This window comes from Streptomyces sp. NPDC002537 (genome assembly GCF_053594975.1).
The window spans coordinates 197023-221196 of record NZ_JBSFWT010000002.1 but is presented as its reverse complement, the minus strand read 5'-3'; the positions used below and the strand labels follow the sequence as shown (position 1 = coordinate 221196).

The 24174-nt window shown below is 69.7% G+C and carries 23 protein-coding genes and 3 pseudogenes; 13 read left to right on the top strand and 13 right to left on the bottom strand.

What is annotated here, in order from left to right; genetic code table 11:
• Nucleotides 1-207 precede the first annotated feature (207 nt).
• From ACWD4A_RS01710 to hutH, 3 genes are all read left to right on the top strand, one after another.
• Nucleotides 208-1005 (top strand): enoyl-CoA hydratase/isomerase family protein, encoded by a 798-nt coding sequence (locus tag ACWD4A_RS01710; RefSeq protein WP_451187944.1) that lies wholly within the window; start codon nt 208-210, stop codon nt 1003-1005.
• 175 nt (nt 1006-1180) lie between these two features.
• A complete protein-coding gene (locus tag ACWD4A_RS01705) occupies nt 1181-2326 on the top strand; it encodes a diguanylate cyclase domain-containing protein (RefSeq protein ID WP_451187988.1) in 1146 nt (381 codons plus the stop codon).
• A gap of 139 nt (nt 2327-2465) precedes the next feature.
• Nucleotides 2466-4013, top strand: a complete 1548-nt coding sequence (gene hutH / locus ACWD4A_RS01700; protein WP_451187941.1) for a histidine ammonia-lyase — start codon at nt 2466-2468, stop codon at nt 4011-4013.
• A gap of 171 nt (nt 4014-4184) precedes the next feature.
• On the opposite strand, the gene ACWD4A_RS01695 is transcribed toward hutH, so the two are convergent.
• A complete protein-coding gene (locus tag ACWD4A_RS01695) occupies nt 4185-4436 on the bottom strand; it encodes a hypothetical protein (protein ID WP_451187938.1) in 252 nt (83 codons plus the stop codon).
• A 374-nt stretch (nt 4437-4810) separates the two neighbouring features.
• On the opposite strand from ACWD4A_RS01695, the gene ACWD4A_RS01690 reads away from it, so the two are divergent.
• From ACWD4A_RS01690 to ACWD4A_RS01675, 4 genes are all read left to right on the top strand, one after another.
• Entirely contained in the window at nt 4811-6088 is a 1278-nt protein-coding gene (locus ACWD4A_RS01690; RefSeq protein WP_451187935.1) for a L,D-transpeptidase, read from the top strand.
• A gap of 490 nt (nt 6089-6578) precedes the next feature.
• Nucleotides 6579-7559, top strand: a complete 981-nt coding sequence (locus ACWD4A_RS01685; protein WP_451187933.1) for a GNAT family N-acetyltransferase — start codon at nt 6579-6581, stop codon at nt 7557-7559.
• 160 nt (nt 7560-7719) lie between these two features.
• Entirely contained in the window at nt 7720-8898 is a 1179-nt protein-coding gene (locus ACWD4A_RS01680; protein ID WP_451187986.1) for a DUF2786 domain-containing protein, read from the top strand.
• A gap of 529 nt (nt 8899-9427) precedes the next feature.
• Entirely contained in the window at nt 9428-9907 is a 480-nt protein-coding gene (locus tag ACWD4A_RS01675) for an Ig-like domain-containing protein (protein WP_451187930.1), read from the top strand.
• An 87-nt stretch (nt 9908-9994) separates the two neighbouring features.
• Here the strand turns inward: ACWD4A_RS01675 and ACWD4A_RS01670 are convergent, their stop codons facing one another.
• Entirely contained in the window at nt 9995-10864 is an 870-nt protein-coding gene (locus tag ACWD4A_RS01670; RefSeq protein ID WP_451187927.1) for an AraC family transcriptional regulator, read from the bottom strand.
• A 55-nt stretch (nt 10865-10919) separates the two neighbouring features.
• On the opposite strand from ACWD4A_RS01670, the gene ACWD4A_RS01665 reads away from it, so the two are divergent.
• Entirely contained in the window at nt 10920-11492 is a 573-nt protein-coding gene (locus ACWD4A_RS01665; RefSeq protein WP_451187924.1) for a class I SAM-dependent methyltransferase, read from the top strand.
• 111 nt (nt 11493-11603) lie between these two features.
• Here the strand turns inward: ACWD4A_RS01665 and ACWD4A_RS01660 are convergent, their stop codons facing one another.
• The 6 genes from ACWD4A_RS01660 to ACWD4A_RS01635 all read right to left on the bottom strand — a co-directional run bounded on the left by ACWD4A_RS01660 (nt 11604) and on the right by ACWD4A_RS01635 (nt 15177).
• Nucleotides 11604-11876, bottom strand: coding sequence for a DUF1876 domain-containing protein (locus ACWD4A_RS01660; protein WP_451187921.1), 273 nt, complete (start codon nt 11874-11876; stop codon nt 11604-11606).
• 16 nt (nt 11877-11892) lie between these two features.
• Nucleotides 11893-12165 carry a DUF1876 domain-containing protein gene (locus tag ACWD4A_RS01655; protein WP_451187920.1) on the bottom strand — a complete coding sequence of 91 codons (273 nt, stop codon included), beginning with the start codon at nt 12163-12165 and terminating at the stop codon, nt 11893-11895.
• 475 nt (nt 12166-12640) lie between these two features.
• On the bottom strand, nt 12641-13594 hold the full coding sequence (locus ACWD4A_RS01650; protein WP_451187918.1) for a restriction endonuclease: 954 nt from the start codon (nt 13592-13594) through the stop codon (nt 12641-12643).
• 203 nt (nt 13595-13797) lie between these two features.
• Nucleotides 13798-14163 carry a hypothetical protein gene (locus ACWD4A_RS01645; RefSeq protein ID WP_451187915.1) on the bottom strand — a complete coding sequence of 122 codons (366 nt, stop codon included), beginning with the start codon at nt 14161-14163 and terminating at the stop codon, nt 13798-13800.
• A gap of 254 nt (nt 14164-14417) precedes the next feature.
• On the bottom strand, nt 14418-14660 hold the full coding sequence (locus tag ACWD4A_RS01640; protein WP_451187984.1) for a DUF7848 domain-containing protein: 243 nt from the start codon (nt 14658-14660) through the stop codon (nt 14418-14420).
• Nucleotides 14661-14856: 196 nt separating this feature from the next.
• Nucleotides 14857-15177, bottom strand: a complete 321-nt coding sequence (locus ACWD4A_RS01635; RefSeq protein ID WP_451187912.1) for an ATP-binding protein — start codon at nt 15175-15177, stop codon at nt 14857-14859.
• A 247-nt stretch (nt 15178-15424) separates the two neighbouring features.
• On the opposite strand from ACWD4A_RS01635, the gene ACWD4A_RS01630 reads away from it, so the two are divergent.
• Nucleotides 15425-16720, top strand: a complete 1296-nt coding sequence (locus ACWD4A_RS01630) for a hypothetical protein (protein WP_451187910.1) — start codon at nt 15425-15427, stop codon at nt 16718-16720.
• A gap of 32 nt (nt 16721-16752) precedes the next feature.
• The gene (locus tag ACWD4A_RS01625; RefSeq protein ID WP_451187907.1) at nt 16753-17466 is read left to right on the top strand and encodes a creatininase family protein; all 714 of its coding nucleotides are present in this window, start codon (nt 16753-16755) and stop codon (nt 17464-17466) included.
• Between the two features lie 5 nt (nt 17467-17471).
• Here ACWD4A_RS01625 and ACWD4A_RS01620 read toward each other — a convergent pair.
• The 3 pseudogenes from ACWD4A_RS01620 to ACWD4A_RS01610 form a co-directional block, all read right to left on the bottom strand.
• Nucleotides 17472-17591 (bottom strand): annotated as a pseudogene (locus ACWD4A_RS01620) (peptide-methionine (S)-S-oxide reductase MsrA); the annotation flags it as partial.
• Between the two features lie 6 nt (nt 17592-17597).
• A pseudogene (gene mgt / locus ACWD4A_RS01615) lies at nt 17598-18846 on the bottom strand (macrolide-inactivating glycosyltransferase).
• A 23-nt stretch (nt 18847-18869) separates the two neighbouring features.
• A pseudogene (locus tag ACWD4A_RS01610) lies at nt 18870-18974 on the bottom strand (peptide-methionine (S)-S-oxide reductase MsrA); the annotation flags it as partial.
• Here ACWD4A_RS01610 and ACWD4A_RS01605 point away from each other — a divergent pair.
• The 3 genes from ACWD4A_RS01605 to ACWD4A_RS01595 all read left to right on the top strand — a co-directional run bounded on the left by ACWD4A_RS01605 (nt 18946) and on the right by ACWD4A_RS01595 (nt 21432).
• Entirely contained in the window at nt 18946-19329 is a 384-nt protein-coding gene (locus ACWD4A_RS01605; RefSeq protein ID WP_451187905.1) for an NUDIX domain-containing protein, read from the top strand. The pseudogene ACWD4A_RS01610 and the gene ACWD4A_RS01605 sit on opposite strands and share 29 nt — an antisense overlap.
• A gap of 309 nt (nt 19330-19638) precedes the next feature.
• Nucleotides 19639-20760 (top strand): serine hydrolase domain-containing protein, encoded by a 1122-nt coding sequence (locus tag ACWD4A_RS01600; RefSeq protein WP_451187902.1) that lies wholly within the window; start codon nt 19639-19641, stop codon nt 20758-20760.
• 321 nt (nt 20761-21081) lie between these two features.
• A complete protein-coding gene (locus ACWD4A_RS01595) occupies nt 21082-21432 on the top strand; it encodes a hypothetical protein (protein WP_451187899.1) in 351 nt (116 codons plus the stop codon).
• Between the two features lie 698 nt (nt 21433-22130).
• On the opposite strand, the gene msrA is transcribed toward ACWD4A_RS01595, so the two are convergent.
• A complete protein-coding gene (gene msrA / locus ACWD4A_RS01590) occupies nt 22131-22802 on the bottom strand; it encodes a peptide-methionine (S)-S-oxide reductase MsrA (RefSeq protein ID WP_451187897.1) in 672 nt (223 codons plus the stop codon).
• A 109-nt stretch (nt 22803-22911) separates the two neighbouring features.
• The gene (locus ACWD4A_RS01585) at nt 22912-24000 is read right to left on the bottom strand and encodes a hypothetical protein (protein WP_451187895.1); all 1089 of its coding nucleotides are present in this window, start codon (nt 23998-24000) and stop codon (nt 22912-22914) included.
• Nucleotides 24001-24174 lie beyond the last annotated feature (174 nt).

The window sequence follows — 24174 nt, the reverse complement described above, 5'->3', positions numbered from 1 at the left end:
GGACACCGCGCGAAGCGTGGTGTCCTCAAACGCCGGACGGGCTGAATTGTGCGGACCGTAGCCGGCATATTCAGCCCGTCCGGCGTTTGAGGACGCGGCCGCAGGCCGCTCCCGCCGCAGGCGGCGACAGTGTCGCGCAGTGGGTGGGCATGCGAGGATCGGGGCGGCAGGTTCACGGTCGTTAACCAACGTCTTCGGGAGGCCCCGGTGGAAGAGCAGCGCTTCGGTGAGTGGGTGGCTGTTCGGCGACATGACCACCATGTCGCCGAGCTGGTACTGGACCGCCCCAAGGCCATGAACGCCGTCTCCTCGGAGATGGCCCGCCGTATAGCGGAGGCCACGGCCGCCCTCGCGGCCGACACGTCCGTGCGGGTCGTCGTCCTGACCTCCACCCACGAGCGCGCGTTCTGCGTCGGCGCCGATCTCAAGGAGCGCAACTCCTTCTCCGACGCCGACCTCGGGCGGCAACGCCCGTACGCCCGTGCCTGCTACACCGGCGTGCTGGAGCTGCCGATGCCGACCGTCGCGGCGGTGCACGGCTTCGCGCTGGGCGGCGGGTTCGAGCTGGCGCTGTCCTGCGATGTGATCGTGGCGGACGCCACGGCCGTGGTGGGTCTGCCGGAGGTGTCGGTCGGGGTGATCCCCGGTGGTGGCGGCACCCAGCTGCTGCCGCGCCGCGTCGGTGCCGCGCGGGCGGCGGAACTGATCTTCACTGCGCGGCGGGTGGCGGCCGCGGAGGCCCGGGAGCTGGGCCTGGTGGACCAGCTCGTCGCGGAGGGCGAGGACCGTACGGAGGCGCTTGCCTTGGCCGCCCGCATGGCGGCGAACTCCCCGGTGGGGCTGCGCGCCGCGAAGCGTGCGCTGCGGCTGGGGCACGGCCTCGACCTGCGGACGGGCCTGGAGGTGGAGGACGCGGCGTGGCGTACGGTCGCCTTCTCCGCCGACCGCGCGGAGGGTGTGGCGGCGTTCAACGAGAAGCGGACGCCGGACTGGCCGGGCGAGTGACGCCGTCCCGTCACGGCATAACCGGAAGTCCGTAATCCGGTCGTGACGCGGAATGTGCACAACATTCTTACGCTGGGTGCAGGATCTGCGCACGGCGACGGGATGTGAGGCACGGGTGGCACAAGGCGGGGAGTGCGACGTTCGGCTGGGCGCCGTGGTGGAGCTGGCGCAGGCGATGGCGGCGACGCTGTCCCCGCTGGAGTCCGTGGGCGCGGCCGCCGAGCGGGCCAGGATCGCACTGGGGGGCACGTTCGCCGCCATTTCGACGTGGGAGCGCGGGCACGGGCGGCTGCGGGTGCTGGTGAACGCGGGCGAGCTCGCCGAGGGGGAGGAGCGGTTCCCGGACGACGAGTCGTACCCGGTGCACGACTTCCCCGAGATCGCGGAGTTCCTGCACGAGGAGTGGGCCGGCGGCGGCTCCGGCCCGCGGGCCTGGGTGGAGTGCGCGAACGGCGAGGGGGAGGAGTCCGGCGCGTACGGTCTGGAGGGCTCGTACCGGCACCTGGGGGCGACCCCCGGGGGCAGCTGGGAGCGGGTCGCGGCGCTGCGGCGGCGCGGGCGGGGCTGCTGTGTGGTCGCCCCGATCGTGCTGCATGGGCGGGCCTGGGGCGAGCTGTACGTGGCCCGGCCGCCCGGTTCGCCTCCCTTCGACCGTACGGACGCGGACTTCGCGACCGTGCTGGCGGCCGTGGCGGCGGCCGGGATCGCCCAGACCGAACGGCTGGAGGAGGTCCGTCGGCTCGCCTTCACCGACCCCCTGACCGGTCTCGGCAACCGCCGCGCGGTCGACGCCCGGCTCGACGAGGCCGTGGAACGGCACCTGGCGGAGGGCGTCGTCGTCAGCCTCGTCGTGTGCGATCTCAACGGCCTGAAGCGGGTCAACGACACGCTGGGGCACGCGGTGGGGGACCGGCTGCTGGAACGGTTCGGCTCGGTGCTGTCCCTGTGCGGGGCGATGCTCCCGGGGACCCTGGCGGCGCGGCTGGGCGGCGACGAGTTCTGTCTGCTGACGGTCGGTCCGGCGGCGGACGAGGTGGTGCGCGTCGCCGGTGAACTGTGCCGCCGGGCGGCCGAGTTGGAGCTGGGCGAGGGCGTCGCGTGCGGGGTGGCCTCGACGGGCGACCCGATCGGGCCCGTACGGTCGGCCCGGCGGCTGTTCCGGCTGGCGGACGCGGCGCAGTACCGGGCGAAGGCGGCGCTCGCCCCGAGGCCGGTGGTCGCCGGGCGCGACGGTCTCGGCGACCGGGTGGTCGAGCTCGCGGACCACCCGCCCGCGCCCGTCCCCGCGGAGCGGCGCCGCTTCCGGGGGCGGCGGCGATGAGGCTGTGGCCGGGGCTCCGCGCCGCGCCTCCGGTGCGCCCGGCGGTATGCCCGGCGCGCCCGTTCGCGTTGGACCTGGCAGAAAGGCGTGTTTCGCCACCTAGTGACAGGTCGCGATTCAGTCTCTAGGGTGCCTGAATATGGATATGCAGCACACTGTGGTGGTGGGAACGGCCGGGACGACCGCGGACGACGTGATCGCCGTGGCGCGGGACGGCGCGCGCGTCGTGGTGTCCGAGCAGGCGCTGGCCGCCGTCGCCGCCTCCCGGCAGGTCATCGACGACCTCGCCGCCAAGCCCGACCCCGTCTACGGCGTCTCCACCGGCTTCGGTGCCCTCGCCGTCCGCCACATCAGCCCCGACCTGCGCGCCCAGCTCCAGCGCAACATCGTGCGCTCCCACGCGGCGGGCATGGGCCCGCGCGTCGAGCGCGAGGTCGTCCGTGCGCTGATGTTCCTGCGGCTGAAGACCCTCGCCTCGGGCCGCACCGGCGTCCGCCCCCTCGTCGTCGAGACGATGGCCGCGATACTCAACGCGGGCATCACCCCGGTCGTGCACGAGTACGGCTCCCTCGGCTGCTCCGGCGACCTCGCGCCGCTCTCCCACTGCGCGCTCACCCTCATGGGCGAGGGCGAGGCGGAGGGCCCCGACGGGGTGCTGCGCCCGGCCGGCGAACTGCTCGCCGCGCACGGCATCGAGCCGGTCGAACTGCGCGAGAAGGAGGGCCTGGCGCTCCTCAACGGCACCGACGGCATGCTGGGCATGCTGGTCATGACCTGCGCGGACCTCGCCCGGCTGATCACCTCCGCCGACGTCACCGCCGCGCTCTCCCTGGAGGCCCTGCTGGGCTCCGAGAAGGTCCTCGCGCCCGAGCTGCACGCCATCCGCCCGCACCCGGGCCAGGGCTCCAGCGCCGACAACATGCTGCGCGTGCTGGCCGGTTCGGGGCTGACCGGGCACCACCAGGACGACGCGCCGCGCGTCCAGGACGCGTACTCCATCCGCTGCGCCCCGCAGGTCGCGGGCGCGGGCCGGGACACCCTCGCGCACGCCAGACTGGTCGCCGACCGCGAGCTGGCCGCCGCCGTCGACAACCCCGTCGTCCTGCCCGACGGCCGGGTCGAGTCCAACGGCAACTTCCATGGCGCGCCCGTCGCGTACGTCCTGGACTTCCTCGCCATCGCCGCCGCCGACCTGGCGTCGATCGCCGAGCGCCGCACGGACCGGCTGCTGGACAAGAACCGTTCGCACGGCCTGCCGGCCTTCCTGGCCGGGGACGCGGGCGTCGACTCCGGGCTGATGATCGCCCAGTACACGCAGGCCGCCCTGGTCAGCGAGATGAAGCGGCTCGCCGTGCCCGCGTCCGTGGACTCGATCCCGTCCTCCGCGATGCAGGAGGACCATGTCTCGATGGGCTGGTCGGCGGCGCGCAAGCTGCGCACGGCCGTCGACGCGCTCGCGCGCGTCATCGCCGTCGAACTGGTCGCCGCCACGCGGGCGATCGAGCTGCGCACCGGCCTGACGCCCGCACCCGCCTCCCAGGCGGTGCTCAAGGCCGTACGGGCGGCGGGCGTCGAGGGTCCGGGCGGAGACCGCTTCCTGGCACCGGACTTGGCGGCGGCGGAGTCGTTCGTCCGTGGCGGCGGTGTGGTCGCGGCGGTCGAACCGGTGACGGGGCCGCTGGCGTAGGGAGCCCCGGGCCTCTTACGGGTGCGGGTCGTTCGCCGCCTGCGGCGGGGGCGGCCTGCGGCCGCGTCCTCAATCGCCGGACGGGCTGGTTTGCCGGCCGTGGCCTTGCATCTGCGGGCCGCGGTTTCGCTGCCACGGTCCGTGAAATCCAGCCCGTCCGGCGATTGATGTTTACCTTGCCGCCGTACGTGACCGCCGTATCGACGCCGTCACCAGCGCCCCGCCCGCGGCGACGAACGCGATGCCCCCGCAGACGTACGGGGTCGTGTCCACGCTGCCGCTGTCGGCCAGCCTGGCCGACTCCGTACCGGGCTCCCGCGCGGCAGCGTCGTCGGCTCGCGCACTGGGGACGAACCACCCGGCGCACAACAGCACTGCGGCGGCGACGGCGGTCAACAGCGGTCGGCGCGCGGCGGCGGTCACGGATCGAATCCCCCTCGGAGTGCGGAGATTGGGGGCCGCGGCACCGCCGCGGGACCTCAACTGACTCGATGTTAGTGATACGAGCGGGCCGGGGGGAAGCCGTGGGGAGCGCGGGCGGGGGCCCGGACGGTCCGCGGCGATGTCAAGGGCCCGTTGACTCTGGTCGCGGCCGCCGCCTCGTCTGCATCATGGACATCACGGTCATACCAAGACCCCGGCTATTATGTCGGCCCTCCGAGGGGCTTTACTGGCGTGGTCTTCCCCACATTTCTCAGCGGGGTGGAACGGGCGAAACGGTCCATGCGTTCCCAAGCAGTAGCCGGGATGCGTGGGTGCCCCACGATTCGGCTCGGGGATTTCGGGGTCCAGGAGCAATGGAGAAGCGTGTGATGACGGACGGCAAGCGCCGCAAGGCCCTGGTGGCCGCGGCCGCTGTGCTCGGTGGTGTGCTGACCCTCGCCGCCTGTGGCGGTGGCGACGACGACAGCAAGGGCGGTTCCGGCAGCAACAACGGCAAGGCCCAGAACAAGGTCGACGCCGCCGCTGCCAAGGAGGCATCCAAGGCGCAGATCAAGATCGCGCAGAAGGACGGCTCGACCAACGCCGGGATCACCACCGACGCCGCCAAGGTCACCGTCACTGACGGCGAGCTGGTCAGCGTCAAGATGACGACCGACAAGGGCACCCCGGTCGAGGGCACGATATCGCCCGACAAGAAATCGTGGATGCCCGCCAAGCAGCTCGAACGCTCCACCAAGTACAAGGTCGTCGTCGAGGCCAAGGACTCCGAGGGCCGCAAGGCCACGGAGAACTCCTCCTTCGCCACCGTCTCGCCCACCAACAGCTTCATCGGCTCCTTCACCCCGGAGGACGGCACGACCGTCGGTGTCGGCATGCCCGTGTCGATCAACTTCGACAAGCCGATCAAGGACCGCAAGGCCGTCCAGTCGGGCATCACCGTCAACTCCAGCAGCGGCCAGAAGGTCGTCGGCCACTGGTTCGGTGACCAGCGCATCGACTTCCGCCCGCAGGATTACTGGAAGGCCAATTCCGACGTCACCCTGAAGCTCGACCTCGACGGCGTCGAGGGCGCACCGGGCATCAAGGGCGTCCAGAAGAAGACGGTCTCCTTCAAGATCGGCCACTCGCAGGTCTCCACGGTCGACGTGAAGACCCACGAGATGACGGTCGTCCGGGACGGCAAGCCCTTCAAGACCATCCCGATCTCGGCGGGCAGCCCCGAGAACCCCACGTACAACGGCAAGATGGTGATCTCCGAGAAGTTCAAGGAGACCCGGATGGACGGCTCCACCGTCGGCTTCACCAAGGGCGACGGCAAGGGCGAGTACGACATCAAGGACGTGCCGCACGCCATGCGTCTGTCCACGTCGGGCACGTTCATCCACGGCAACTACTGGGGCAGCGGCATCTTCGGCACGGCCAACACCAGCCACGGCTGCGTCGGCCTGGAGGACAAGCAGGGCGCGGACGACCCGTCCACGTCCGGTGCCTGGTTCTTCGCCAACTCCCAGATCGGCGACGTCGTCGAGGTCAAGAACTCCAACGACAAGACCATCGCTCCGGACAACGGCCTCAACGGCTGGAACATGGACTGGAACGCGTGGGTCGCGGGCAGTGCGACTGGCGCGTAGCGCTTGACCCTTATCGCTCCTGCAACGGCCTTTCCCGCGGAACGCTCCGCGGGGAGGGCCGTTGCCGTTTCCCGGCTGCGGGCCGGTTCGCCGCCTGCGGCGGGGGGCGGCCTGCGGCCGCGTCCTCAAACGCCGGACGGGCTGATTTTGTCGGCGTAGTCCGCCGCCTGCGGGCCGCAAGCCTGCGGGCCGCAGGTCAAAGAGCCACGGTCCGCGAAATCCAGCCCGTCCGGCGATTGAGGACACCGCGCGAAGCGTGGTCGGGGGTCCGGGGGTCTCCCCCGGTTTCGGGAAGGGGCGGGGCTGGGGAAGAAAAGCGCCCACCGGCCCGCAGCCGGGCGGGGGCCGCGGCGGAGCCGCGCATCGGATGCAGCGGGAAGGGGCGGGGCTGGGGAAAAAGCCCGCCGCAGGCGCGGGCCGGCCCGCAGCCGGGGGTCCACGGGCTGAAAATCATGCGACAGTGCGGGCCGCAGGCCATACGGTCCCCAGGATGAGCGAAGCGCAGCGCCTGGGAGATCACCCGACCGAGGCCGAAATCGACGCATGGCACGCCGTCGTCACGGCCGCACACCGTCACGACATGCCCCCCACCGTCCCCCCGCCCGGCAGGGCCGAAGTGGCCGGCGCGCTGCTGGTCCCGTCCCTGCTGAGCCACTACGTCAAGGTCGCCGTCCCGTGCCCCGACGGCTATGCCGGCGTCGGCTGGGTGCGGCTGTTCGAGGACGACGAGAACCGGTCCAACGCCTGGATCGGCGAGCTCGCCGTCCGCCCCGAGCACCGGCGCCGCGGGACCGGCACCCGCATCTGGCACGCGCTGCGCGAGGCGATCGTCGCGGAGGGCCGGACCTCGGTGTCCGCGGAGGTCGAAATCGGCGGCGCGGGCGAACCGTTCGCCAAGGCGCACGGTTTCGACAGCGCGCTGTCGATGGTCTGGTACGTCCAGCGGGTGGCCGACGAGACCACCGACCCCGACCTCCCCGACGGCTACCGCTTCGTCACGTGGACCGGCGTCGTACCTCCCGAACACGCCGCGCGCTTCGCCGTCGTCCACGCGGCCATGCACGACGTACCGCAGGGCGACCTGGACCTGAGCGTGACCCGGTGGACCGCGGAACGCGTCACCTCCGCACAGCGCGCCATCGTCGAGCGCGGCGGGGTGGTGCTGTCCGCCGTCGTGGTCGCCCCGGACGGCAGTCACGCCGCGTACACCGAGGTCGTGCTGCGCTCCCCGGACGACGTCCGCGCCGTCCAGTTCGCGACCGCCGTCGCCCCCGCCCACCGCGGCCGTGGCCTCGGACTTGCCGTCAAACGCCGCCTGCTGGGGCTGCTGAGGGAGCAGGACCTGCCCGTCCGCGAGATCGCCACGACCGTCGCCGACGACAACGGCCCGATGCGCGCCGTCAACAAGCTGCTCGGCTACCGACCCGAGCGGTCGATGGGAGTGTTCCAGCTGCGACTGCCGTCCGGGTGAATCGCCTCTTCCGGGAGAATGGGACGTACGGAAGTTGACGTTCCAGCGTGACTCCGTGACGCCCGTCCACACCCCGTCGGAAGAGAGTCCCGTGGCCAAGCGCAGCAAGCGGCAGGAGCGGCCCGGAGCGCGGCCCGAGGCGACGCCCGGCGACGACGAGCTGCTCGCGGCCGTCGAGACCGCGCTGGCCGGGCTGCGCGCCCTGGCGGCGGACGCCCTCGACGACGCGGTCTACACCGCCGCGTCCGCGCTGGCCGCGACCCCCGCGGGACCGGCCGTCCTGAGCCGCGCCGTGCTGCGCGCCGCGGACCGGGCGCTGCGCCGGGCCTGGGAGTACGGCTGGCAGCCCGCCGACGTGGCCCGGCTCGCGCGGCGCGACCTGACCGCAGCCGAGCTTCGCTTCACCGTCGACGCCGTCGCGGCGGAGGCCCGCCGGTACGCGCCGGACACGCTCGGCGCGCGCTGGGCGGCCCAGCTGGGCGACCTCGGCGCACGGGTCTGGTGGGAGGCGGACGACGCGTTCCTGGACGGCTTCGCGGGCCGTGAGCGGCTGAGCCGCTTCGAGACGGTGGCGTGCGCGCTCGGCGCGCTGCGGCTGGTCGCGGGGCTGCCCCGCATCGGCGCCGCGGGCCCGCTGCCGGGGGCCGGGCGGCGGCCCGCGGACGCCCCCGCCGTCGAGCCCCGGATGCTCGCCCGTATCCGGGCGCTGCTCGCGAAGGCGGAGTCGACGCAGTTCGCCGAGGAGGCGGAGGCGCTGTCGGCGAAGGCGCAGCAGCTCATGGCCCGGTACTCCATGGACGAGGCGCTGCTCGCCGCTCACACGGACGGGCCCGTGGACGGCCCGGCGGCCTGCCGGATCGGCGTCGAGGGCCCGTACGAGTCCGCGAAGGCGCTCCTCCTCGACGCGGTCGCCGAGGCGAACCACTGCCGCTCGGTCTGGTCCGGCGACCACGACTTCTCCACGGTCGTCGGCTTCGAGTCCGACCTGGAGCTGGTGGAGCTCATGTACACCTCGCTGCTGGTGCAGGCCACCACCGCGATGCGGCGCGCGGGCGACGCTCATCACGCCCGCGGCCGCTCCCGCCGTACCCGCGACTTCCGCGAGTCCTTCCTCATCGCCTACGCGGCACGCATCCGCGACCGCCTGACGACCGCCGCGGACGAGGTGGTGGCGCCGCAGGCCGCCGAGGTCCTGCCTGTGCTGGCGGCCCGGGACGTGGCCGTCGGCGACACCACGTCCCGCCTCTTCCCGACGACGACCTCGCACCGCCTGAAGGGCCGCAACGCGGAGGGCTGGGCGCGGGGCGAGGAAGCGGCGGACGCGGCGAATCTGCGCTGAGCCGTCGCCCATTTCGCATGCGGCTGCCGGTCCGCGACGCACGGCGTTTTTCGATTGTTCGCCGCGGCGTGAGGCGGGCGTGAGACATCGGCCATGGAATTCGGTTCACCGTCGGCCGCGACACGCTCCGGGTTTTCGGCCTATCCCGATCCGCGCCCTTGCTTGCAGAAACGGTTGTCGTGCGGATTCCGGCCGCGGTCGAGGAGTTTCCAGGTGAGGGTGTGGCTGGGGCGTCCCTTCGGCTCTCCTGACCTGCCCGTTCGGCAAGGCGCCCCTAGGCGGCGGGGTGCCGTGTCTCATTTCTCTTTTTCCGGCCGGATGGCTCGATAGGGCCGATGTGGCCGAGTTGGCGGTCGGCGTACCTTTTGAGCACGGCAGGGAGAAAGCGCCGACGGAGCGATATCCGGATTATAGGACGTTCTCGAATGTCTGTATCGGTGTTCTCGGATCCGCGTCGGCCCGATCCTTCATTCGCCGCGCACCGGCTCGACGAAGAAACTCAGCGCACATGACCACGAGGAGTTCTCCGGTGACACAGCCATACGCGCCGCAGCCCCAGCCCGGCGGACCGTACGGGTACCCCCAGCCCCAGCCGCAGCCCGGTCCCTACGGTTACTACCCGCCACAGCCCCAGCCGGGCCCGTACGGGTACTACTACCCGCCGCAGCCCCAGCCGGACCCGGAGAAGGAGTACCCGCAGCTCACCGCGGCGACCGTGAAGGGCACCGTGCTCGGGCAGGCGCAGGCCCAGATCAGCGGGACGCTCATCGACAACGACGGCCAGCCCATCAAGGGCCAGCCGATCACCTTCACGCTCACCGACGGCCGCCAGATCGGTACCGCGGTCACCGACGCGACCGGCGTCGCGCGTCTCGACAGCGGATCGAACCTCCTCGACCCCCTGCTGTGGATCCACGCGCTCGGCTCCGGCTACGAGGTCCACTACCAGGGCAGCAAGAAGTTCATGCCCGCGAACGCCCACGGCAAGATCGAGCCCGGCATCGGCTGAACCGGGTGAGTGGCACGTCCGTGCGCCGGTCTCGTGGAGGCCGCTCCCCGGGAGCGGAGAGGCCGGCGTCCGGTCGCGTGCGCGAAGTCAGGCCGCACCGCGGCCGCTCGGCCCGCCGGCCGGAGTGAAGTACGTGCCCGGCGGGACGCCCACCCCGCGGCGGAAGGCCGCCACGAAGGCGCTCGGCGAGCCGTAGCCGACCCGCCGGGCCACGGCGGACACCGGCAGGCCCGCCGCCAGCAACGGCATCGAGGCCTGCAGCCGCAGCTGCGTCCGCCACTGCCCGTACGTCATCCCCGTCCCCGCCGCGAACGCCCGCGCCAGCGTCCGCCCGGCCGCCCCCACGACCGCGCCCCACTCCGCCAGCGTCCGGTTGTCCGAGGGGTCGCGGCGCAGTGCCTCGGCGACACGGCGGGCGCGCGGATCGGTCGGCATCGGGGCGCGCACGGTCGTCACCGACACGGGGCGCAGCAGGTCGAAGACGACCCGCTCGGCGCGGTGCCGGGCGTCGGGGGCGAGCGCGTCCTGATCCTGCGCGAGATGGCCGATCAGCTCGCGCAGCAGCCCCGACACGGGCACGACCTGCGGCTCGCGCCAGGTCAGCGGGCAGCGGTCCGGCCAGAAGTACAGGCTGCGCAGTAACGCCTTGCCGGTCGCGCCCGTGGAGTGCGCGGTGCCCGCCGGGATCCACAGGGCGACGGTGGACGGCAGCACCCACGTACGGCCGGTGGCGCGTACGGCGAGGACGCCGTGGGGCGCCCAGGCGAGCTGGTGCGCCGCGTGTTCGTGGCGCCCGAACCACTCGCCGCCGTCGAGCGCGAAGCTGCCGACGGCGACGGCGCTGCCGGGCGGGGCGACGAGATGGCTCGCGCCGTCCTTCCCCGCGGCCGGGTCCGGCCCCGCGCACCGGTCACCGCGCATCCGGCCGTCCCAGCGCTGCTGTCCGTCTCGCGACATGAATTGGCCTCCTGGCCCGTATACGACACACCTCCCCTGTTCCTAGCCTCGGAACATGCCGATGAACCTCATTCACCGCCGTCTGTGCTCCTCCGGCAAATGGGCCCGCACCATCGAGGACGAACTGCTGCCATGGGCCCTGGAGGGCGTCCGTCTCGGGCCGAAGACCTTGGAGATAGGCCCCGGTTACGGTGCCACCACGCGCGTACTGCTCCGCGGGACCACGGAACTCCTCACCGCCGTGGAGGCCGACGCGGGCTACGCGGCCCGGCTGCGCCGCGAGTTCGGGAACCGCGTCGAGGTCGTCCACGCCGACGGTGCCGACCTGCCGCTGCCGGACGGGCACTTCGACTCCGTCGCCTGCTTCACGATGCTCCACCATGTGCCCTCGCCCGGCGCCCAGAACCGCCTCTTCGCCGAGGCCGGCCGCGTTCTGCGGCCGGGCGGCCTCTTCGCCGGCAGTGACGCGCTGAGCAGTTGGGGCTTCCGGCTGGTCCACCTCGGCGACACGTGCGTCCCCGTACCGCCGGACACCCTGGGGGAGCGCTTGCGCGCGGCGGGCTTCGACGACTGCGCTGTCACGGTCGGGAAGAGAAGTTTCCGCTTCCTGGCGCGGCGGGCCGGCTGAGCGCTTCGCCGGGAGTGCGGTCATTCGACTGCGGGCCGTCGGTGGTCGGCCGCGCCCACGCGACGGAGCCGCGGATCGGCGCTTCCCCGCGCCGGACTTCGGCGAGCCCGCTCAGTCGGCCAGGCCGGAGACCCGTTCCTGCGTGTGCTCCTCGATGTCCTCCACGGCACTGTGGATGAGCTGATGCGTCAGCCCCGCCAGGGCCCGCGCCACGGCGAGTTCGTCCCCGATGGCGGGGACGTTCTCGTCCGCGGGATGGCAACGGGCCGTTCCCTCGCCGACCATCGGCCCCGGCCCCTTGCCCGTCATCCGGGCCTCGGCCGTGACCGTATGGTCGTGCTCCTCGATGACGATCTCCACCGTCCACGCCTTGGCACCGGTCATCGCGGGCTCTCCTTCGCTAGCCGCGCAGCCCCCGGACGGGCTCGTGGGTGTGCTCCTCGATGTCCTGCGCGGCGGTCCGCATCAGCTGACGGCTGAGGTCGGACAGGGCGCGCGCCGCCGCCAGTTCGTCCCCGATGGCGGGGACGTTCTCGTCGGCGGGGTTGCAGACGGCGGAACCGTGACCGGTCATCCGCTGCGTTCCCTTGCCGCTCAGCCGCGCCTCGGCGTGGGCCTCGCGGCCTTCCTCCCTGATGACGATCCGGGCGTCCCAGATCTCGGCGCTGCTCATGAGCTCCTCCTCGCGCCTCGCGGAGAACACGCACACGCTCTCCCTTCCACGCTGGCACCGACCGCCCCGGACCGCACGCCGGGCGGTGTGCGGGGTCCGCGGGGTCCGCTCTTTTCAAGGGCGCGCCCACGGGCGCGCCGGGCGGCAGCGCGCTCTTGGCCCGGGCTGTGGCCTGACGGCTGGTCCTGGCCAAACACCTATCGCCCCGACACCCGCACACAAGGCCAAGTTCCGTACGCTAACGATCAAGGCCAAGTCGGCTGGGGCCCGCCACGCCCGGCGGCCGTAACGTGGTGGCGCCCGCACGAACAGGGACAGCGTGGCGAGGCCGAGTGTGTGGCTGCTGGAGACACACGCGTCGGCCGCCCCGCCGTAGTGGCTGACCTCCCGTGGCTCAAGCCTGAACAGCCACAGCGAACACTTGGGCGCACCAGCAACTCTTCCCCCGTCGACGGGGGCTCTCAACTACTGCAATTCAAGGTCTCGCCGACGGAGCGATCACGGCGTTCAACCGCTCACCATCCTCCGCCCAGCGCTTGAGGCCAACTCGGTCGACAAACCGAACACGGTCTCCCTCTCGCCCCCACTCCCGGGCTCCGCCGGTGATTTGCTGGGTGGTCACGATGATAGGAAGCGTGCCTGTGTGGATTGCCATGGCACCGCCGTAGAGGTGCTGGGCGACGTCCTGCCCCACACTCTTCCCAGTGCCATGTTTGCACTGCACCAATAGATGCCGACCGAACTCATCCATCGCAATCACGTCGCCACCTTGGTCGCCCGCGCCGCCCCCAGAGCGGATCACCCGGTATCCATCGCGATCCATCAGATCAGCTACGAAGTACTCGAACTCGCTGTAGTGCAGGCTGTCGATGTCTTCCATATGCATCGCGGCCACCGGGCGGGCTAGCTCGGGGGTCAAGTGCTCCAGCGCCTCAGTGAGTTCGGCTGCGGATCTGTTGATCGCCTCGATTAGAACGCCAGCTTCCCTGACATGACTCGCAAATCGATCAAGTAGCTTCCGGCTTGGCTCGAACATCCCATGCATGTCCAAAACTGGCGAGGAGGCGTAGCAGAACGTCTTCTCCCACGCCCCCAACATGATCGGGATGGAGGATAGGCTTCGGAACCCTTCAACGGCCTTGTTGACGTCGTGGAGCATCCAATCGGCTGTCTTGCGGCGCCGGTGCGATTTATCCACGCCTCGAGCTGAACGGATGCAGGATCGCGCTATCTCCTCACACTTGAGGAGTTGGTCAACCACTTCGGTGGCCTGGTGCGTGAACTCCAGTGCGCTGCGAGCAGCATCCTTCATCTCGGGCGCTGTGAGGGGGGAATCGAAGAGGAGCCCAAGTGATGCAGTGGGGTGTTCAAAATCCACCGAATCGGCGAACTCAATTACTTCATCGATCTTTTCGTGGAGTTCATCCAATTTTGCCTTCTTGGCTGCGGGTGGCAGAACCGACGTTCGGAAGCGATGCTGATACGAGGTACGTCCCGGAGGAGCCCCGTAGTCAGGGGCGAGTTGGGGCCTCCGTGCGTGGTTTCTTGCATCCGTTGCCACTGCTACCCCTTCTTGATCACGTCGCGTAGACAGATCGTAGAGTGTGGTTGTGGCGGAAGGCCGCGCGGTCGTCATGTTGAGTGTTGAGTACCGCATTGCGCCGTAGCCGACGCAGTAAGACGTTCTCTCAGCCCATAGCCCCTGAAGTCCTCAGCGACCGCCCGCGCCGCCGACGCTGGCAGCTCCACCTGCACCACCCCCGAGCCGTCCGCTGCCGAGCCCGCCCGCAACCGCACCGCGGACACATCCACGCCCGCCCCCGCCAACGCCTGGCCGAGCTCAGCCGCCACATCCCGCGCCTCAGCCCAGCCCGCCACGTACTCCACCCCGCGCGCCCACAACGCCGCATCCGGGTCGAACTCCTCAACCCCGAACTCCACGTTGCCGATCTCGAACGCCTCATCCCCCGGCCCGAACGTCAACTCATCACCCCTCAAGGAATCTTGGCTCAACCTGGATCTTGTGAGGCGTCGCACGAACACACGACGAACGCCCCGGTACCATCGGCACCGGGGTCGCTCGCTAACCCCTGCCGGACCACCCCCACCTGCCAAGGGAAAAGGGGTGGTCCGGTCGCATGATCGGTGTTGTGCGGACGTCAGCCAAGCTGCGTGAACAGCGGGCGAGCGTAGAGAGGTTCAAGGGCGGGGGCCGTCGGAACCCTCCCAGGAATGAACGGCCCCCGCCCGGTCTATGGCTGCGCCCCCTGAGCGGTCACCCAGAAGGGGCGTGTGCGCACTGACGTGTACTGCATGTGCCCGGTGCGTCCGGCGTGCCCCAAGGCCCACCCCCGTGGATCACCCGGAAACTCCGAGATCGCCGACGACGAGCCGCACGACGCGCACACCATCGTCGCGGCCGCCGGACCTGCGGACCTCTCGCCTTGCAACCTGCGGTCCACGAACCCAAGCACCCAGCTCGTTACCCGCAGCATCACCTTGACCAGCATCATCGCGCTCCCGGCCTGCCCCGCATGGCGTCAAGGTGCTCCGTCATGCCCACCCTCATTGCGGGTGCGTCCTTGAAGATCAGCACCATTTCCCGCCTGCCCCGGGCGTTCTGCTCCGTCCGTGCCGCTTTGACCTCGTGCAACCTGCCACGGATCCAAACGAAGTCCCCGCGCCGCGCCGTCATTGCCAGCATCTGTCGTCACCGCCTTCTCCATACGAAGCCTTGAGTACAGCCCACACCGACTTCCCGGGCCCAGCCCGGTCGCTCACGCCCCAGTCGTCGGACAGGCAGGCCACGAGAGTCAAGCCCCTGCCGCCTTCCACGTCCGGGGCGCGCATCGTCGGCTGCTTGTCGCTCGCGTCGTCGACGGCGATGCGAACGCCGTCGGCCTCGCGCCGGAAACAGGTCTGGATCTCTCGTCCGCGTGATACGCGCGCGTGTACGACCGCGTTCGTGAGGATCTCCGAGAGCACCAGTGCCGCCGAGTCCTCGACGGCCACCAACCCCCAGTCCGCCAGTGCCTTGCGCAGCTCCGTGCGAGCCAGGCCGACGCAGCGAGGGTGGCGAGCCCAACGCCGCGTCACCTCTTGCCTGTTAGCGACTTCCTGTCTTCTCGCCATGCAGAGGAGTCTCGAGGGCGGTCGTTCGCGTAACGAGCCCGGCGTGGTTACCCACCATGGGTAAAATCGCCGGTAACACAACTTGCATGGCCCCAAAGCGAATCCGTCCGTCCCCGGAGCGCCGCTCATGCCCCAGTGCGAACTGCCGCAGGGTTTTCCGCCACGTCTGCTGAGAGAGCCCGAGTTCGTGGAAGCCTGCCGCGCCCGCGACTTCTCCACGATCTTCAAGACGGCGAAGCGGGCCGGGCTCTACCCCTCGCTCATCGCCCGCCGCGTCGAGCTCACACCGAGCGCGGTCGGCGAGGTGATCAAAGGGCAGCGCGAGGTGAAGGACATCCGCGTCATCGAGCGAGTGGCCGACGGGCTGCGCATCCCGGGCCACATGCTCGGGCTCGCCCGCCGGGCGTGGGAAACCTGCGGTGACCAGGGCTTCTCGGCCGCGCCCACCGAAGCCGGCACGGCAGCGGCAGACGGCTTTCCGGACCTCCCCGGCATGGACGGTCCGGGCGATGAGGTCACCGACCCGGAGTTCGTCGCAGCGCTCATCGAGAGCCAGTTGCCCCAGCACTACAAGGGGGCGAACTACTTCGGGGCCCGTTGCAGCATCCCACCCGTCGTGCAGCAGGTGCAGAGCATCACGCGGCTGCTGGAGACCGCCACCGGAACGTCTCGGCAGTCACTCCTGCGCGTCGGCGGCCGGGCAGCCGAGTTCATCGGGTGGCTCTACCAGGATCTCGGAGATTTCCAGCGGGCCGCCCTGTGGTCCGACCGCTCGATGGAATGGGCCCAAGAGGCCGCGGACGACCACATGCAGTCGTACATCCTCTTCCGCAAGAGCCACCAGGCGGCCGCCAGGGCCAGCGCGGAGAAGACTGTGGGACTGGCCAGAGCAGCCCAGCGACTACCGGACCTCACGCCTCAGATCACGGCACTGGCCGCCCAGCAGGAAGCCCAGGGCTACGCCCTGATGCGCAACCCGAAGGCGGCGCTCGCCAAGTTCGACGAGGCGTACGCACTGGCCTCCGAGGCGCCCGAGGCCAACGCCGGATCGACCGTCGACACGTCCTACTGCACCCCGACGTACATTGAGATACAGCGCGCCAACTGCTGGATCGATCTCGGTGATCCGCGGCGCGCGATCGAGCTCTTCGAGCGGGAGCTGGAGGAGCTTCCCAAGGTCTACCGCAACGACCGCGGGGTCTACCTGGCACGGCTCGCCCGCGCGTACGTTACGGCCCGCGAGCCGGATAGCGGGGCCGAGGCTGCGCTCAAGGCACTCGGAATCGTCAGGCAGACACGGTCGGCCCGAACGTTCGCCGAACTCTCCACGCTCGCGAGCGCCATGGAATCCCAGCGCAGCCTGCCAACGGTGGCGACGTTTATCGAGCAGTTCGAGACCATTCGTGATCGGTTTGTGGCATGACGCGCTCAGATTTGGTGAGAGATCCTGAAGTCATGGACGAACTGATCACGCAAGCCACCACCGGCGACGAGCGCCGTCGCGGCCGAACCGTCGCGGTCCTCCCCGTGGGCAGCTTCGAACAGCACGGCGACCACTTGCCGTTGATCACCGACACGGCCATCGCCTGCCTGATCGCCCGCCGCCTGGCCGATGACCACGACCTGTTTCTCCTGCCGCCGATCACGATCTCCTGCTCCCACGAGCACGCCCCCATGGCGGGCACCGTCAGCATCAGCGCCGCGACCCTGTACTCGATGGTCAACGACATCTGGAGATCACTCGAAGCCTCCGGCCACTCCGGACTGATCATCGTCAACGGCCACGGCGGCAACTACGTCCTCTCGAACGTCGTCCAGGAGCTCAACGTCAACGGCCCCCGCGTGGCCCTGTTCCCCGTCAGCGAGGACCGCGCCCAGGCCCGAGCAGACGCCGAGCTGGAGAGCAGCGGGGCCGAGGACATGCACGGTGGAGAGTTCGAGGTCTCGCTCCTCCTCCACGGCGCGCCCCACCTCGTCCACGACGGTATAGACGCGGACGACCATTCGGCGCCCAAACGCCCGCACCTGCTCACGCTGGGCATGGCGGGCTACACGACCAACGGCATCATCGGCCAGCCGTCGCTGGCGACAGCCGCCAAGGGGAAAGCGCTCTTGGACAGCTTCTCCCGGTTGGCGAGCGCCCACCTGAATGTAATCAGCCAGAACTGAGCTGGTCACCCACCAGCAGGCGCGATCCCCGTCGGGCAGGACCTGCCGCCCGACGGGTTACTCAGCTTGACCCCCGTCCCCCCGATCCCGCAGTACCCCGCCGGTTTCTTGTCCAGGTACCGCCGGCGCCTTTACTCGGCGGGCAATTCGGCCTCGATGAGGTCGGCCGCCCGCCGGGTGCCGCCCTCGGTGGCCATCTCCCGCTGGACGGCCGTGAGGCGGCGTCCCACTTCCGGGTCGGCGACGAGCGCGAGCACCGCCGCCCGGAGGGTGGCGGCGTCCGCCTGCTCCATCGGGAGGTGGCGGGCCACGCCGAGCCTCTGGAGCATGTCCGCGTTGCCGAACTGGTCGACGGCCTGCGGGACGGCCACCATGGGAGTGGCGGTGGCCAGGCCCTCCTGGCTGCCTCCCGCGCCGGCGTGCGTGATGAAGGCGTCGGCCTTTCTCAGGATCGCCAATTGCGGCACCCAGTGGTGCACTTCGACGTTCCCGGGGAGCACCCCGAGCTCGTCGGCGGTGACGTGCTTACCCACCTGGAGCACGACGTGCCAGCCCGGCAGGTCGCCGAACGCCTTGACGCACTCGCGGTAGAAACCGGGCTGCTTGGTGAAGGACGAGCCGAGCGAGACGAGCAGCACGCGCTCGGCGTCCGCGGGCCGCTCCCAGTCGCCGTGCGCCGTGCGGTCGCCCTGGCAGGCGCCGACGAAGGAGTGGATGTTCTCGTCGATCCGGTCGGCATGCGGCTGCAGGGCCTTGGGGATGAGCACGATCGACCGGCCGGGGCGGCCGACGAACGGGTCAGGGTGCTGCGTGATCCCGTTCTCCGTGAGCCAGTTGGTGAACTTCTCGTAGTACGCCCTGCCGCGCTCGGTCGCCTTGGGCTCTGCCCACGCCGGCTCGGCGACCTCCTTCTCGTACCCCTCCCACGCGACGAGGTTCGGCGAGAGGGAGACCGCGGGCACACCCCAGCGGTGGGCGAGGACGCGTGCCGGGTACGAGGTGATGTCGTGCAGTACGAGGTCCGGCTCGTCCCCTCGGTACGCCTCGACGAGCTGCGGCAGCGCCTGGATCGCGTCGTCCAGGAACGGCTCGACGTTGTCGAGGAGCGTGGTCCCCCACGCCGACGGGTCGCTGTCGGGCGACGGCAGCGTCGTGCGGTAGGGGACCGGCTCGGCACCGGTCTCGGCGATCTCCTTCTCCAGGCGGGGAGGAATCGCGTACGTGACGCGGTGTCCTCGGGCGACGAGCTCCCGGATCACTTCGAGACTCGGGTTCACATGCCCATGGGCGGCGATGGAGAACATGGCGATATGGGCGCGCTTGCCTTGCTTTTGGGTCGTCACGTCTCCCAAGCTAAGCGAGACGAGACGTCTCGTTCAACTTCTTTTCGGGCCGCTACGCGATCAGCCTTCGGCGGGCGCCACGCCGATCGGGCAGCTCACGCCCGTCCCGCCGATCCCGCAGTACCCCGCCGGGTTCTTGTCCAGGTACTGCTGGTGGGAGATCCCGGGCGGGTATATCGAGCGAGGGGAATCGCCTCTGACCGCCTGCCGACGAGAAGTCGAGGAGGGGTTGGGCATCACTCCCGGCATCGGCCCGCTGCTGTTCGTAGACTGGGCCCCAAGCGAGGCCGAGGGCGACAAGGTCCTGTACGCGTTCGATGTTGGGCAGCTGCACCCGAACGAGCTGGACGGGATCAAGCTCGCGCCCGACGAGCTGCTAGCCGCCGAGTTTCATCCCGCAGACGACCTCGATGAGCTGCTGATCCCTCGACTCGCACACCGCGTGAAGGCAGCGATCACATCGCGGTCCCAGTCTCACCCTCAGTACCTGGAGCACGGGCGTTCCCCAGCAAGTACCTGATGCTGCTGGAAGCAGTACGCGGGTGCGCCCCGGCCCCACGAGGGTCGGGGCGCACCCGTTAAGACCAACTCAGGCTAAGGCTGAGTAGCGGCGGGACTCAGAGTGCCTGGACGACCTGCTTGCGGATGCGCTGGAACGCATGCCGTCGGAGACTGGTGGTGTACGCCTTTGCACGTGCGGATGCGATCGCGTTCAAGGTGTCGGTCTACGGTGCAGCCGCCATGCTTTCTCTGGCAAGGAGCAGCAGGCCATGACTATTCACGTTTGTGAAGGTGTGACCCATGAAGTGCGGGGAGGACTCGCGTTCCGATGCTGAAATCCTTTGAGCGTCGCCGACGGCACCATGCCCGCCTTCCGGATGAGCCTTGCCTCAGTGACGGTGACGAGACCTTTATTCGCAGAGTCGTGACGGCGTTCATGACCCGCCACGGTGTGCCGGGCGCCTCTGTGGCGCTCACCGAGCAGGGCCGTCTGGTCTACGTCAGAGGATTCGGCGTGACGGATCCGGCGACGAACACACCCGTCACTCCTGGCCATCTCTTCCGCATCGCCAGCGTCTCCAAGCCCATTACGGCCGTCACTGTCTTCCGGTTGATCGAGCTGGGGCAACTCCGCCTCAGCGACCTCGTTTTCGGTTCGTCCGGCATCCTGGGCACCAGGTTCGGCGCACAGCCCTACCATCCAGGTATCGACCAGATCACGGTGCAGCACCTCCTGGAACACACCAGCGGCTGGGCCGGGTCGCAAGACCCGATGTTCGAGTACCTCGAACTGAGCCAACGGCAGCTGATCGACCGAACGCTGGACGATGAACCCCTCACGCACACCCCAGGCTCAACGTTCGAGTACCTCAACTTCGGGTACTGCCTGCTGGGCCGGATCATCGAAGTATTGACCGGACTCCCCTACGAAGACGCCGTACGCAAGTACGTTCTTATCCCCTGCGGTATCACCGAGATGTACCTAGCAGGCGACACTCTGGCCGACCGCCGCAACAACGAGGTCGTTTACCTGCAGCAGGGTGCGCTCAGCCCGTACAGCATCCGCATCTCCCGCATGGACTCCCATGGCGGCTGGATCGCGTCCCCCACCGAACTGATGCGCTTCCTGGTGCGCGTGGACGGCTTCCCCACCAAGCCGGACCTGCTGTCGCCGGGCTCCATCACAACCATGTGCACACCGTCGACTGCAGTCGGCGCCGGTGGTTACGCCAAAGGATGGGCTACCAACGCGGTTGGAAATCGGTGGCACGCCGGTGATGTTCCAGGCACGGCATCGATCATGGTCCGCACCAGCGGTGAAAAAGGATGGGCCGTGCTGGTCAACTCACGCAACGATGCAGAACTCGACACGATGCGCATCGACCTCGACAACCTCATGTGGACAATTGTCAACCATATTTCCAACTGGCCCCCAGTCGATCTCTTTTGAAGTCGTCCTCAGGATCCGCCGCCTTAGCTAAGAGCCTGATTTCGATCCTGGCATCCACGAGATGGAGCGTCTTCACCTCAGCGCCAGTTCGTGCTCTGCGCTGGTCGCCGAGGTGGGCCGGCGGTTCGGCCAGCGGCACGTCGTTCGCAAATCCGGTACTCGCGCTTCGACGTGGGCTGCAACCCGCCGGACGTGGGTCAGCGCATGAAGCGACACGAGGGTCGATCGTCAGACATGCCGACGGACACCAATCCCGGCCGCGGCTCGTTGATAGTGCCATCATTCTGGTAACGCTGTCATGGCTCACTGAGGAGGTCGATCGTGGCGATCTACGGTGCTTACTTTGCTTCCCTTGGCACTCCGGGCGGTTCGGGAGGGACGTCGAATTCCATTTCGTGGCTCTTCGGTCAGCCCGTGAACATCTCAGCCCAAGCTGCGGTCGGTGGTATCGGAGGAACCGGCCTGATCGGAGAGGTTGGCTTCTCCAGCTGCGTGCAGGGGGGCACATTCAAGCCGATTGGCGGTGAGGGCTATGGGACCTGGGACCACGTCATCTTCCTCGACAATGTTACCGAGGTCGATATCTCCGCCCGATCCTGGGACGGGTGGGTGACCGGTACCGCGGTCGCCAACGCATGGGACGTTCCGATCCAGGGGAATTTCCAAATCTAGTGGGTACTTGGAGTAAGAGAATGATGCAAGAAACGGCGCGTCACGTCGTACTCGTGCGAAATGGCGCTGGAAACCTCATTCACACACATGAAGTCATCTATTTCGCAGGTGCCGAGGGGCTAACCGAGGAAAAGCTACTTGCCAAAGCAGTCGCGGCGGCGGAAAGGGCGCATCCGCCCACCGAGCGACTCGTCGCCACACTCTCCTCACCGGATGAGCTAGCGCGCCTTCGGCATGAAGCCGTGCGTCTCGGACGCCGAGAGCCCTAGCGTCCCTCGACCGACCACCCTCGCCGAAGCGGAGGGGTACAGGGACAACACGACGAATAGATTGACCAGTGTGGACGTGGCGAGCCCGCCCAAGATCATGGACGCCGTCCAGGAGGCTCCGGTCCGCACCGAAACAGAAGATTGGCATCATTCGCTAGGACGGGTTCAAGGGCGTCGACTAGCGCTGCTAGTAACTGTCAGACCCGTTAAGCAGCGGCCGGCACGGAGCCCTTCTCCTCCACGCCATCAGCGCTGGCCGCGTCCAGGTTGATGCTCTTGGCGCCGTTGTACGCGTCACGGTCGAGGATTCCCTCACGCGCGGCCACGAGCAATCGTAGCGGTGTGCAGGTGACGCCAGCGCGGCGTTCCGTAGCGTCGCTTGAACCATAGGGAACAGCGACGGACTCGTGCCGGCCGGGAAGCTGGCAGCTACTTCTCCGTTACCTCAGGCGCCTGGGCGACGCCTACGGGGCAGGAGACGCCCGTCCCGCCCAGCCCGCAGTAGCCGTTAATGTTGCGCGAGAGGTACTGCTGGTGGTACGGCTCCGCGGCGAAGAACGGACCCGCCGGGAGGATCTCCGTGGTGATCGTGCCGTGGCCCGCGCCCTGGAGGACGGACTGGTAGGCGTGGCGCGAGGATTCGGCGGCGGACTGCTGGGCGGGGGAGTGGGTGTGGATCGCGGAACGGTACTGCGTGCCGCGGTCGTTGCCCTGGCGGAAGCCCTGCGTCGGGTTGTGGGACTCCCAGAAGAGCTTCAGCAGGGATTCGTAGGAGACCACGGCCGGGTCGAAGACCACGCGGACCACCTCCGTGTGGCCCGTGAGACCGCTGCACACCTCTTCGTACGTGGGGTTCGGCGTGTGGCCGCCCTGGTAGCCGACCAGCGTCGTCCACACGCCCGGCGCCTGCCAGAAGATGCGCTCGGCGCCCCAGAAGCAGCCCAGCGCGAAGTCCGCCACGGCCAGTCCTTCGGGGTAGGGCGCCGCCAGCGGCGTGCCCAGCACCGTGTGGCGCTCCGGGAGGGAGAATTCCGGCTCCGGACGGCCCTTGAGGGCCTCCTCCGGCGTCGGCAGACGGGTTTCGTGGCGCGAGAACAGCATGGTGGCGGCTCCAAGGGACGTGGCGTCCTCAGTGCAACGCGCGGACGGCCGGGCCGATTCCCGCGTCAGTGGCCCGGACCGCCCGTCCCTCCGCCGCCGGTGCCCCGCGTCAGCCCGCCCTGCCCGACCGCTCCCACCCGGCCACGGCCACCGCCCGGAACGCCGCGTACGCCGCCACCGGGTCCGCCTCGTACGTCCACGGCACCGCCCCGATGTGCCCGTCGACCGCCCGCAGCTGCTCCATCGCCTCCGGATAGCGCTTCGCCTGGACCAGGAACCACAGCAGCAGATGGCGCACGTGCGGCAGCACGGGGTGGTCGGCGGGCGCCCCGGCCACCGCGAACTGCGCGGCCTCGATCGCCTGCGACACCACGGCGCCGCGGTACAGATCGCTCAGGATCACGTCCGGCAGGTGATCGTGGACGGCGAAGAGCGGCAGCGCGGGCAGCAGGCTGCCGCGCGGCGCCGAGGCGGCCGCGCGCCGCGCGAAGGCGTCGGACTGCTCCTTCGAACCGTGCCACTTCGCGCTCCAGTAGCGCAGCGCGGCCAGGTGCGCCCCCATGTGGTGCGGGGCGCGGGCGGTGACCGTCTCCCAGACGGACTGGAACTCCGCCTCGCTCGCCCCCAGCGCCCGCGCGACCCCCAGCTGGACGATGTACGGCACGGGGTCGCCCGGCGCCAGCAGCGCCGCCTCCCCGCACACCGTGCGGGCCTCCTCCAGGATCATCCGGTAGTCCTGCGAGGACGGGTCGCGCAGCGCCTGCTGGACCAGGAACTCCGCCTGCACCGCCGCGCCGCCCGCGTCCTTCGGCGCCACGACGCGCCAGTGCCGCAGCCACATCCCGCCGGTGCCCGGCGTCTGCGCCAGCTCCTGGGACGCCGCGCCCGCCAGCGTCTGCACGCGCTGCCAGCGCAGCTCGGCGTCGGCCTTGGCGTCCGTGCGGGCCAGCAGCTCGGCGGCGGGCTTCCAGTCCTGGGTGCGGCGCGCCTCCTCGACGGCCGCCAGCAGCTCCGGGTCGGGGCCGGGCAGCCGTACGTCCAGCCGCTCGGCGGGCACCAGGCCGTACGCCCCGGCCGGGTCGACCGCGGCCTGGTGCCCCTGGAGCATGTCCTGCCCGGCGCGCCTCCGGCGTATCGCGGGGACGACCAGGACGCCGCAGACCACGACGATGGCGAACAGGATGAGCAGATACTCCATGGGTTTTCCTGACGGGGACGAGAAGCGGGACGAGAAGCGGGACGAGAACGGGACGCGGAACGGAGTCTTCCGGAAATGTCGCCGGAAGTGGCCTTCGGAGTGACAACGCCGCAACCCTGGAAATCGTTCATACTCCGGTTACAAATGACATGAGCGTTCCCGTGTACCGGGTAC